Raw genomic sequence first — 11766 nt, forward strand, 5'->3', positions numbered from 1 at the left:
GTTACCAATCCCCTTGGGGATCAAGCACTTTCAGGCCTGTTTGCGCGCCGGCGGCTCTCCTGCGGGAGGCGATTCACCGCAGCCCAGGCGTTCCAGCGGCGCCAGCGCACGTGCCAGGGTGTTCAAGTCGGACTCGGGCAGCTGGCTGAGCATCGCGGCCAGGGCGGCGTGCCGGTTGGCCAGCGATTCGCCGTGCACGGCCCGTCCCCGCGGCGTGATGTCGACGAGCACCGCTCGCAGGTCGGAGGGGTCGCGCGAGCGTTTCACCAGCCCGATCTTCTCCAGCCGGCGGATCGCGACCGTCGTGGTCGGGGTGCGCACCCGTTCGTGCGCGGCCAGGTCGGTCATCCGGATGGGGCCCTGGTCGAGCAGCGTGATCAGGATGGACAGCTGCGCCAGAGTCAGGTCACCGGCCACCACCCCGCTGGGATCGCCGCGGCGCAGAATCGAAAACAATTTGGACAACGCGCGGTGCAAACCTTCCGCAAGCTCCGTCACCTCGGGTGCGGTGGATTCGCTGTCCGCCATAAGTCGGCAGTCTAACCCGATATGCGTGGCGTACAAGGGAGCTATTCCGGACCAGTTATCGACGTTTCAAAGGACTTGGGACAAGAACCGCTGCAGGCGCTCCGTCTTGGCGGCTTCGAATATCTGCTCCGGGGGGCCCGATTCCAGGACCTTGCCGTGATCCATAAAAACGACGGTGTCGGATGCCGACCGGGCAAAGCCCATTTCGTGGGTGACGACAATCATCGTCATGCCGTCGGCGCCGAGGTCGGCGATGAGTTGCAGAATGCCCTTGACCATTTCGGGATCGAGCGCCGAGGTCGCCTCGTCGAAGAACATCACCTGCGGCGCCATGGCCAGCGCGCGGGCGATCGCGACCCGTTGTTGTTGGCCACCGGACAACATGGCGGGGCGGGCATCTGCCTTGTGTTTCAGGCCAACTCGGTCGAGCTGAGCGAGCGCAAGGTCGCGGGCCGCGTCCGCGGAGAGCCGCCGCAGCTTGCGCGGCGCCAGCGCAACATTCTTCAGCACGGACAGATGCGGGAACAGATTGAAATGCTGGAACACCATGCCGATGCGCTGGCGCAGCTCGTTGGGATCGTCGCGCAACACCGACCTGCCGTCGAGCAGGATGTCGCCGCTATCGGGCTCGTGCAGTCGGTTCAGGGTCCGCAACAGCGTCGACTTGCCGCTACCGGACGGTCCGATGACGGCCACCGTGGTGCCCGCGGGGGCCTCGAAATCGACGCCGCGCAGCACCAAGTTTCCACCGAGCGTTTGGTGAACATCCTTGGCGGCCAGCGATACTGGCGCGCGGTGGGCGACAGTCGCCGTCACGTCATCTCCTGGCTTAACGGTGACGCGAGCACGTGGTCGTGGTCTTCCGGCTTGGCGGCGGAGCGGCCGCGGCGAAGCCGGCCGTCTATGTAGTTCACGAAATGCGTTAACGGAATGGTCAATATCAGGTAGAAGAGACCCGCGGCGACCAAAGGTGACAAACTGCCGGTCTGCGCGTTGAGGTCACGGCCGACCTGAAAGAGCTCTCGCTGCTTGGCGACCAGGCCGAGGAAGTACACCAGGGCGGAGGCCTTCAACAGGCCGATCGCCTGATTGACGAGGGCCGGCAGCACCCGCCGTATTCCCTGCGGTACCACCACCAAACGCATCGCGGTCGCGTAGCTGAACCCGAGTGCGCGGGAGGCCTCGAGTTGGCCGGGGTCCACGCTTTGAATCCCCGCGCGCAGAATCTCGCCGATGTAGGCGGCGGCCATCAATCCCAAGGCGGCGATCCCTAACGGGTACGGGTTCTTGTGCGTCAGCCCGCCGACCAACGGCCCGACGCCCATCCCGATGATCAGGATGATCACCACTTCGGGCAGACCGCGGAAAATGTCGGTGTAGATCCGCGCCGGCCAGCGCAGCCAGCGTGAATGCGAGATGCCGGCCATTGCCAGCAGCATCCCCAGCGCCAGGCCGATAACGAGGGCGCTGTTGGTCAAGATCATCGTGTTGGGCAGGCCGACGGTGAGAAGAATCGGGATCGCCTGTCGATACAGATCCCAGTCGAAGAACGACTCACGCAACTGGTCCAGCGTCGACATCGGCGCGGCCGGGCCCGCCGGTTCGCGATGGTGGCTCGCGGCGATCGCGGCGAAGTCCGGCAGGTGTGGGGTGGGAGCCGCTTTGGATCCGGGTTTCCAGCCGGGCGGCATTGTCCGCGGTACCCATTGGCAGTACAGGTTCGACCAGGTGCCGTCGGCGATGACGGCGTCCAGCCCGGAATTCAGCGCGTCGATCAACGGCTGGTTGTCCTTGGCGACCGCGTAGGCCACGAAGCTGCCTCGGCTGAAGGTGTTGGCCACCACCACCGCCGGGTCGCCCGGTCGAATTATGGTCGAGGCCAGGGTTCCGGGTGCCACCCACGCATCGAGCTGGCGGGTCTTGAGATTCGCGTAAAGGGTGGCGAAGCCGGGAAACTTCACCGGCTGCAGGTGCAGGTGGTCGACGACGTACGCCTCCTCGACGGTGCCCTGGACCACGCCGATGCGCTGGCCCGCCGCGAGATCGCTGAATTTGTGGATCGCCGAACCCGGCGGGACCACGAGCGAATAGAAGCCGAAGTCGTAGCCGTTGGTGAACGAAACGGTGCGACGGCGCGCATCGGTGGCTTTCACCGACGCCGAGCCCACGTCGAAACGCCGCGACGCCACCTGGGCGAGCAGCGCGGAGAAGTCGGTGCTGACAAAGTGGACTTGGAGGCCGAGCTTGGCCGCGATGGCCTGCAATAGCTGGTTGTCGAAGCCGCTGAATTCGCCGGTGGGATTGATGCAGATGTTGGGCGGGGCGTCCGACAGCGTGCCGACCGTCAGGACGCCCGGTGTGCTCAGCCCCAAGGCGCCGGCGTCCACCGACCCGAGCGGCTCGACGGTGGCCGTGGTGTTCCGGTCGTCGTCATCCGTAGATGGGTGCTCCGTCAGGTCCTTCGGCAGGACGCGCGCGCTGTCCAAGCCGCCCGGCGCGCACTGATTCCAGTCGGCGGCGGCGGGTGCGGCCATTGTCAGGCCGCAGACAATCAGCATTGTCGTGGCCAGTGCGAAGAGCTTTCGGCACATAGGACGCCGGTCCAGGCGCGAACTCATCACCGCTACCGTATCGGCACACCGGCAACCTGGCGCGCCGAAAACGATTTACAGCGCGATCGACGGTTCGTCCTCGGCGACCTCCGCGCCGGCCAGTACCCGAAGCGGGCCCGCGACGACTTGGCCGATGTCATCCGGCGCGGAGAACACCCTGCGCCGGAACAGCTCGGTCAGCATGGTCTGGGCCATGAGGTTGGAGCGGCCGACGCACGCCGCCCGCGCGGCCTCTGGGTCCCGCCGGTGGATCGCGGAGGTCTCGTCTTCGTAGAACGGCAACATGTCGTCGCGGCTGCACTGGTAGGTCATCCAGAACACGCGGGGGATGAGGTTTTGCGAAGCGCGGATGGTGGCGTGCAGCCGCGGGCCCGCGTATTCCTCGTTGATCGTGCGCCGGTATTCCCCGGCGATTTCCGAAAAGGCGCGAGATTCTTTGGCGGAGCGCAGCGATCGCATCAGCGTATCGAGCTGTCCCAGGATCCGGGGCGTGGGGTTGGTGGCCGCGCGCGCCGAGGCAATGCCGTTGAGCAGGCCGTCGAGTTCGTGATGTTCGAGGACGGTCGCTTCGTCGAAGCGCTCGACGAATGCGCCCCGGTGATAGCGGGTGGACACGATCCCGTCGTGTTCCAGCTGCACCAGCGCCTCTTGAATCGGCACTCTGCTGACCCCTAGACCGACCGCGATCTCGTTGCGATCGACGCGGTCGCCGCTGCGAAGTTTCCCCGTCAGAACCAGGTTGAGAATGTGCGAAACCACCTGGTCTTTTTCCTTGACCCCGTATTTTTTTGGCATCCGTTTCTTGAGTGCCTTTCCAACCGGTTCGGTCCACCTAGCGCAGAGAGTTTCTCATGTCTTGGCGCAGTGTTCAGCTCTTTGGCGGATGAATCGAACGCAAAACGGGGAGCGAATTCGAGCAGCGGCCCTCAGCGCCCGTCGCGCCACTTGCACAGCGCCTCGGCGGCGCCGAGGTCGTAATCCGGACCGTCGCAGCCGACGGTCAGCATCGTGACGCCGAGGTTCACCAGCGCTTCGGCATTGGCGATCAGCTGGCCGCCGTTATTGACCGCGGCCGAGCGTTCGATCGCGGCCGGGTCGCGGCCGACGTCGGCGCAGTGCCGCTCCAGGACGGCGGACTTGGCCGGGAGCTCGTCGGCGGAACTGAAGCTGTGCCACACGTCGGCGTACTCGGCCACCAGCCGCAGGGTCTTGCGTTCACCCCCGCCGCCGACGAGCACCGGGATGTCGCGGGTCGGCGGCGGGTTCAGCTTGGCCAGCCGCTCCTTGATCCGCGGCAGTGCACCCGCCAGGTCGTCGAGGCGGCTGCCGGCGGTGCCGAATTCGTAGCCATACTCGTCGTAATCCTTTTGCTTCCAGCCCGAGCCGATCCCGAGGACGAGTCGGCCGGCGGATATGTGGTCGACGGTGCGGGCCATGTCGGCGAGCAATTCAGGATTGCGATAGGAGTTGCACGTCACCAGCGCACCGATTTGGATGCGTGACGTCTGTTCGGCCCAGGCGCCGAGCATCGTCCAGCATTCGAAGTGTGGGCCGTCGGGATCGCCATAGAGCGGGAAGAAGTGGTCCCAGTTGAAGGCAATGTCGACGCCGATGTCTTCACAGCGGCGAACCGCGTCGCGGAGCTGGCCATAATCCGGGGCGTGCTGGGGCTGCAATTGCACGCCGATACGGACGGGACGGTCGGGAGTCATAACACCCACCGTAGGCTCAGCCCGCGTCGAGCACTCCGCGCAGGATCTCGATGAGCGCGCGGGGTTGGTCGCTCTGCACGGAATGGCCCGAATTGTCGACCACTTGTGCCGCGCGGAAATTGCTTGCGCGCCTGGCTAATTCGGCGGCATCGTCGTCGGTGACGAAGCCCGACGAGCCGCCGCGGATGAGGGTGACGGGTGCCGACAGCCCGTCGACGTCGTCCCACAGGCCGTCGAAGTCGGGGAACTTGCGGATGGCGTCGTAGCGCCAGGACCAATTGCCGTTGTCCAGGCGGCGGGAATTGTGGAAGACGCCGCGGCGCAGCGCCTTGACCTCGCGGTGCGGTGCCGCCGCGATGGTCAGGTCGAGCATGGCCTGGAAGCTGGGGAATTCGCGCTCACCGTGCATCAGCGCAACCGTGCCCTGCTGCTCTTTCGTCAGCTCGGAGTGGCGTTGTAACGCCGACGGCGTGACATCGATCAGGACGAGTTCGTTCACGAGTTCGGGTGCCATCGCGGCCAGCCGGATCGCGGTCAGCCCACCGAGCGACATTCCGACGACGAGGTCGGCGCTCGGCGCGTGCTCGCGCACCGCCGGCAACAGGGCGTCGGCGTTCAGCTGCGGCGAGTAGTCGCCATCCTCGCGCCATGCCGAATGCCCGTGCCCGGGCAGATCCAGGGCCAGCGCCGGCTCACCGAGACCGACGATCACGGTGTCCCAGGTGTGCGCGTTCTGCCCGCCACCGTGCAGGAAGACAATTCGCGGGGGACGGTCCAACGAAGGGGCGCCCCAGCGCAACGCGCTGATCCTGCGCTCCGAGGCGCCGGACTCGACTCGCTCCACGTCGGGCAGCGGACCCGGAACGCCGGCCTGCTCAGCGTTTTCGGTAAGGAGCGAGAACTCCGACAATTCGGCCAGTCGGTCCTCAGATATCTCGGTCACGGTCTAAAGACACTACTTTGGACCGCGGGATGTGCGTCCAGGGTTTTGCGCGTGTATTCAGGGCGCCCTGAGCTCCCATCGAAAGCCCTCACGGCACACGCGCCGCCGTCAGCGCACGCGTGAACGCCCGCAAAAACAAGCGCGCGGTGAGGCCACGCAACGCGACCCCACCGCACACCGGTACGGAGAGTTACCCCTCGATGATGAACTCTTCGAGTTGGACCCGCGCGATGTCGTCGGGCAGTTGCTGCGGCGGGCTCTTCATCAAATAGGCCGACGCCGGCACCACCGGGCCGCCGATGCCGCGGTCCTTGGCGATCTTGGCCGCGCGCACCGCGTCGATGATGACCCCGGCCGAGTTCGGCGAGTCCCACACCTCGAGCTTGTATTCGAGGTTCAGCGGAACGTCACCGAACGCGCGGCCCTCCAGCCGCACGTAGGCCCACTTGCGGTCGTCGAGCCAACCGACGTGGTCGGACGGGCCGATGTGCACGTCCTTGGTCTTGAACTCGCGCTGCAGGTTTGAGGTCACCGCCTGCGTCTTGGAGATCTTCTTGGACTCCAGCCGCTCGCGCTCGAGCATGTTGAGGAAGTCCATGTTGCCGCCGACGTTGAGCTGCATAGTGCGGTCCAGCTGCACGCCGCGGTCCTCGAAGAGCTTGGCCATGACGCGGTGGGTGATGGTGGCGCCGACCTGACTCTTGATGTCGTCGCCGACGATCGGAACGCCGGCGTCGGCAAACTTCTTGGCCCACACCGGGTCGGAGGCGATGAACACCGGAAGCGCGTTGACGAACGCCACGCCCGCGTCGATCGCGCACTGCGCGTAGAACTTGTCGGCCTCCTCGGAGCCCACCGGCAGGTAGGACACCAGCACGTCGACGTTGTTCTCCTTGAGGACCTTCACCACGTCGACCGGCTCGGCGTCGGACACCTCGATGGTGTCGGCGTAGTACTTACCGATGCCGTCGAGGGTCGGACCGCGTTGCACCGTCACGTTGGTGGGCGGCACGTCGGCGATCTTGATGGTGTTGTTCTCCGACGCGAAGATCGCCTCCGACAGGTCGAACCCGACCTTCTTGGCGTCGACGTCGAACGCGGCCACGAACTTGACGTCGCGGACGTGGTACTGGCCGAACTTCACGTGCATCAGGCCGGGCACCGTGCTGTTCTCGTCGGCGTCGAGGTAGTACTGCACGCCCTGAACCAGCGACGAGGCACAGTTTCCGACGCCGACGATGGCGACTCGTACCTCTGTCGACGCCTCGGGCGCCCCGAACGGCTTGTGGTCACTCATAGGGCGTTCTCCTAACTTCTGTTACTTCTGTCTTGGGTGTTCTGGTTGCGGGTTCGTGCAGGGGTTTCACGTCTGTTCGGATAGGCCTGGCATCGCCCGCTCCGCCGCGATCAGCTCGTTGAGCCACTTGACCTCGCGCTCGCTGGACTCGAGCCCGAGCTGGTGCAGCTGGCGGGTGTAGCGGTCGAACGAGCTGCTCGCCCGCGCCACCGCTTCGCGGAGCCCTTCACGGCGCTCCTCGACCTGGCGGCGACGGCCCTCCAGGATGCGCATCCGCGCCTCCGCCGGCGTGCGGTTGAAAAAGGCCAGGTGCACGCCAAAGCCGTCGTCGGTGTAGTTGTGCGGACCGGTGTCGGCCACCAGCTCGCCGAAGCGCTGCCGGCCCGCGTCGGTCAGTTGGTAGACCCGACGAGCCCGCCGGACCGGGGTGCCGGCAGGCGCGGCGTCCTCGGCAATCAGCCCTTCGGCCTGCATGCGCCGCAGGGCTGGGTACAGCGATCCGTACGAGAAGGCCCGGAATGCGCCCAGCAGGCCCGTCAACCGTTTACGTAGTTCATACCCATGCATGGGCGATTCGATCAGGAGCCCCAGGATGGCGAGCTCAAGCATCGATATACACCCCCTCGAAACGGCTGGGAACGACTAAGTACGGCTACGTATGGCTTGCTTGGCTGATTGCTTTGACCGACTTAACGGTCCGACGCCTCGCGTCATCGTATCGTTTCGATATATTCGCCACAACACTACCTGTCGTTGGTGCGCTATTCGTCACCGCGCCGCGGGGACCGCTAGGACGGCAGATTGATGCGTTTGACGGTGCCGTCACCTGCGAAAACGATGTATCCGCCGCCATAGTCGCCCGACACGTACACCGATAGCGAGAGTGCGCCGGGGGTGGTGGGGTCGGTCGAGGGATCGATCACCAGATAGGTGGTCTTGACGTCGGACTGCTTCATCCGGAGGCTCTCCGGGGCGCCGCGCACCAGGCCCACGGCGGCGGCGATGTCGAATTTGGAGAGGTCGACCGGGACGGGACCGTCGGTGCCGCTCTTGGCCGAGCTGGTGGGGTCTCCCCATCCGCCGCGGTAGTCGTAGGCCAGCATGCGCCGGTCGTCGGAGGGGTCGGGGCGGTCGAGCACCGCGTAGGTCGGGTAGATCACCAGCCGGAACCCCATGGTGTCGCCAAACCTTTTGCGCGTTTGCTCCATCAGGCCCGTGAGGCCGCCGACCGAGAGCAGCTGCGTGGGCGGCGTCAGCACCACCGGGGCGACGCCGTCGGACTTGGCTCCGGGGTCCGTCGTGAAATCCAGCGGCGAGCGGGTGTTGCCGTAGACGGCCCAACCGATGCCGACGCCCAGCAGGACCGACACGAGCAAGGCCGCGGCCAGGCCGCGCCACCCACCGAACTTCGGCAGCATCGATGAAGTTGACGCCCACGGGTGGGCCGTTGACTGCAGCCCGGCGGTGTCGCCCTGCAGGTCGTCCACCAAGGCCCGCAGTTCGCCCAGCGTTACCGCGTTGGTGGCCGCACTGACGCGTTCCCGGTGCTCTTGATCGGATATCTCGCCGTCGTTCAGGGCAGTGTCGAGGATCTGGCAGGCGTCCTGCCGGTCGCGGTCCTTGGCGCGGGTCGTCGACGTGGCGCCGGCAACCGCGCCGCCGCGCGCCGTCGTCCCGAGTACTTTCGCCACGCCGATGATCGTAGAAGTCCCGGCCGGATCCGGCACAGGACGCCGACGGTCGATCGTCGCGGCGCGGTCCGGCGACGGTGTCGGTTGCGTATCGGCGGTGCGGGCGGCCACGTACTCTGGTCAGCGTGCGACTGCAGCGACAAGTGGTGGACTACGCGCTTCGGCGGCGCTCCCTGCTCGCCGAGGTTTATTCGGGCCGCACCGGTGTATCCGAGGTGTGTGACGCCAATCCGTATTTGCTGCGCGCCGCGAAATTTCACGGGAAACAGAGCCAGGTGATGTGCCCGATCTGCCGCAAGGAGCAGCTGACCCTGGTGTCGTGGGTGTTCGGCGACCACCTGGGCGCGGTGTCGGGATCGGCGCGCACCGCCGAAGAACTGGTGCTGCTGGCGACCCGCTTCCCGGAGTTTTCCGTCCACGTGGTGGAGGTGTGCCGAACGTGCAGCTGGAACCACCTCGTGAAGTCGTACGTGATGGGTGCGGCGCGCCCCCCGAAAGGCACCGGCGGCACCCGGACGGCGCGCAACGGCGCCCGCACGGCCATTGAGTAACGAAGGGCCCCACGACCAGTCGCCCAGTGACCCCAACGGATCGGCGACTGAGCGCGTGGGCAAGCACGCGAGCACCGACCGGCCCGGCAGCCCTGACCGTCCGGATCCGCAGCGGCGCGAGGCGCCCCAGGCGCCCGGCCGCCGCCGCCCGGTTCCACCCGACGACCGGTTGACCACGGTCCTGCCGCCCGTCGTCGATGACCGCGCCCCCCGCCGGCCCGACCCGGTCCAGGAGGTGAAGGCCGCACTCGACCGCCCCGCGTCCGTGCCCCTGCAAAGCGACCCGATCGAAGAGGTCAAGGCCGCATTGGACGGACGGGCGACCACCCCGCGCCGCAGCGAGCCGATGTCCGGGCGACGACCGCCCGAAGGACCCCCACCCCCGCCCCGAGGGCCCGCTGGGCCCGGTGGGCCCGGTGGGCCGGGCGGACCTGGTGGACCTGGTGGCAGAGCCCCACGACCCGGGGTGGACTGGGGCTGGACCCAGCAGATCAACTGGTTGTGGGTGCGACGCGCCGTCTACATCACGGCGGCGGCGCTGGTGCTGCTGCCGATCGTCACCTTCACCATGGCGTACTTCATCGTCGACGTGCCCAAACCCGGCAATATCCGCACCAACCAGGTCTCGACGATCCTGGCGAGCGACGGCTCGCAGCTCGCCAAAATCGTTCCGCCCGAGGGGAATCGGGTCGACGTCAACCTCAGCCAGGTGCCGGTGCATGTGCGTCAGGCGGTGATCGCCGCGGAAGACCGCAACTTCTATTCCAACCCGGGTATTTCGTTCACCGGGTTCGCGCGGGCGGTCAACAACGACCTCTTCGGCGGCGACCTGCAGGGCGGCTCGACGATCACCCAGCAGTACGTGAAGAACGCGCTCGTCGGTTCGGCGCAGCACGGGTTCAGCGGTCTGATGCGCAAGGCCAAGGAATTGGTCATCGCGACAAAGATGTCGGGGGAGTGGTCCAAAGACGATGTCTTGCAGGCCTATCTGAACATCATCTATTTCGGTCGCGGGGCCTACGGCATTTCGGCCGCCGCGAAGGCCTATTTCGACAAGCCGGTCGAGCAGCTCACCGTCTCCGAGGGAGCGCTGTTGGCGGCGCTGATCCGGCGCCCCTCCTCGCTGGATCCCGCCGTCGACCCCAAGGGCGCCGCGGAGCGGTGGAACTGGGTTTTGGACGGCATGGTGGAAACCAAGGCGCTGTCGCCGAGCGACCGTGCGGCACAGGTGTTTCCGGCGACGTTGCCGCCCGATCAGGCCCGCGCGCAGAACCAGACCACCGGGCCCAACGGGCTGATCGAGCGCCAGGTGACCAAAGAGCTGATGGAGCTGTTCAACATCGACGAGCAAACCCTGAACACCCAGGGGCTGCAGATCACTACGACGATCGACCCGAAGGCCCAGCAGGCCGCAGAGAAGGCGGTGTCGAAATACCTTGACGGGCAGGACCCCGACATGCGGTCCGCGGCGGTGTCGGTCGATCCGCACACCGGCGCGATACGCGCCTACTACGGCGGTTCGGACGCCAACGGTTTCGACTTTGCTCAGGCCGGGCTGCAGACCGGATCGTCGTTCAAGGTGTTCGCTTTGGTTGCCGCGCTGCAACAAGGTATCGGGCTGGGCTACCAGGTGGACAGTTCACCGCTCACCGTCGACGGGATCAAGATCACCAATGTCGACGGGGAGAGCTGCGGGACCTGCAATATCGCCGAGGCGCTGAAGCTTTCGCTGAACACCGCCTACTACCGGCTGATGCTCAAGCTCAAGGGGGGACCGCAGGCCGTCGCCGACGCCGCACATGAGGCGGGCGTCGCGACCAGCTTCCCCGGTGTCGCGCACACGCTGTCCGAGGACGGCAAGGGTGGACCGCCCAACAACGGAATTGTGTTGGGCCAGTATCAGACCCGGCCCATCGACATGGCATCGGCGTACGCCACACTGGCCGCGTCGGGTGTGTACCACCGGCCCCATCTGGTGCAAAAGGTCGTCAACGCCGAAGGCCAGGTGCTGTTCGATGCCGGCAACTCCGACAACAACGGCGAAAACCGCATCGACAAGGGCGTCGCCGACAACGTCACTGCCGCGATGGCGCCGATTGCCGGCTATTCGCGCGGGCACAATTTGGCCGGCGGGCGGCCCTCGGCCGCCAAGACCGGGACGGTGCAGCTTGGCGACACCCAGGCGAACAAGGATGCCTGGATGGTCGGATACACGCCGTCGCTGTCGACGGCCGTCTGGGTGGGCACCGTGCAGGACAATGTGCCGCTGGTGACGGCCTCCGGCGCGGAGGTCTACGGTTCGGGCCTGCCGTCGGACATTTGGAAGGCGACCATGGACGGCGCCCTTAAGGGCACCCCCAACGAGACCTTCCCCAAGCCGAGCGAAATCGGTGGCTACGCGGGCGTTCCCGCCGCCCCGCCCCCGCCGCCAT

At 66.4% G+C, this 11766-nt stretch carries 11 protein-coding genes; 2 read left to right on the plus strand and 9 right to left on the minus strand.

Going from position 1 to position 11766, the window contains the following annotated elements:
- Nucleotides 1-30: 30 nt before the first annotated feature.
- From AWB92_RS22420 to AWB92_RS22460, 9 genes are all read right to left on the minus strand, one after another.
- Nucleotides 31-528: a MarR family transcriptional regulator gene (locus AWB92_RS22420; protein ID WP_068111922.1), complete on the minus strand. Its 498-nt coding sequence runs from the start codon at nucleotides 526-528 to the stop codon at nucleotides 31-33.
- A gap of 66 nt (nucleotides 529-594) precedes the next feature.
- On the minus strand, nucleotides 595-1344 hold the full coding sequence (locus AWB92_RS22425) for an amino acid ABC transporter ATP-binding protein (RefSeq protein ID WP_085189571.1): 750 nt from the start codon (nucleotides 1342-1344) through the stop codon (nucleotides 595-597).
- A complete protein-coding gene (locus AWB92_RS22430) occupies nucleotides 1341-3146 on the minus strand; it encodes an ABC transporter substrate-binding protein/permease (RefSeq protein ID WP_085189586.1) in 1806 nt (601 codons plus the stop codon). Before AWB92_RS22430 ends, AWB92_RS22425 begins: the two co-directional genes overlap by 4 nt.
- A gap of 48 nt (nucleotides 3147-3194) precedes the next feature.
- Nucleotides 3195-3935, minus strand: coding sequence for a GntR family transcriptional regulator (locus AWB92_RS22435; RefSeq protein ID WP_085189573.1), 741 nt, complete (start codon nucleotides 3933-3935; stop codon nucleotides 3195-3197).
- A 131-nt stretch (nucleotides 3936-4066) separates the two neighbouring features.
- Complete coding sequence (locus tag AWB92_RS22440; protein WP_085189575.1) at nucleotides 4067-4852, minus strand: LLM class F420-dependent oxidoreductase; 786 nt, start codon at nucleotides 4850-4852, stop codon at nucleotides 4067-4069.
- A 16-nt stretch (nucleotides 4853-4868) separates the two neighbouring features.
- Complete coding sequence (locus tag AWB92_RS22445) at nucleotides 4869-5795, minus strand: alpha/beta hydrolase (RefSeq protein ID WP_085189577.1); 927 nt, start codon at nucleotides 5793-5795, stop codon at nucleotides 4869-4871.
- Nucleotides 5796-5985: 190 nt separating this feature from the next.
- The gene (locus AWB92_RS22450) at nucleotides 5986-7092 is read right to left on the minus strand and encodes an inositol-3-phosphate synthase (protein WP_085189579.1); all 1107 of its coding nucleotides are present in this window, start codon (nucleotides 7090-7092) and stop codon (nucleotides 5986-5988) included.
- A gap of 66 nt (nucleotides 7093-7158) precedes the next feature.
- Nucleotides 7159-7701, minus strand: a complete 543-nt coding sequence (locus AWB92_RS22455) for a PadR family transcriptional regulator (protein WP_068111901.1) — start codon at nucleotides 7699-7701, stop codon at nucleotides 7159-7161.
- Between the two features lie 179 nt (nucleotides 7702-7880).
- On the minus strand, nucleotides 7881-8783 hold the full coding sequence (locus AWB92_RS22460) for a DUF1707 domain-containing protein (protein WP_085189588.1): 903 nt from the start codon (nucleotides 8781-8783) through the stop codon (nucleotides 7881-7883).
- Nucleotides 8784-8908: 125 nt separating this feature from the next.
- Here AWB92_RS22460 and AWB92_RS22465 point away from each other — a divergent pair, with 125 nt between their 5' ends.
- Both AWB92_RS22465 and AWB92_RS22470 read left to right on the plus strand, forming a co-directional pair.
- Complete coding sequence (locus AWB92_RS22465; RefSeq protein ID WP_068178901.1) at nucleotides 8909-9334, plus strand: DUF5318 family protein; 426 nt, start codon at nucleotides 8909-8911, stop codon at nucleotides 9332-9334.
- A 55-nt stretch (nucleotides 9335-9389) separates the two neighbouring features.
- A partial coding sequence (locus AWB92_RS22470) for a transglycosylase domain-containing protein (RefSeq protein WP_085189590.1) occupies nucleotides 9390-11766 on the plus strand: 2377 nt, incomplete at its 3' end.

Source organism: Mycobacterium sp. IEC1808 (assembly GCF_002101935.1).
GTDB lineage: Bacteria > Actinomycetota > Actinomycetes > Mycobacteriales > Mycobacteriaceae > Mycobacterium.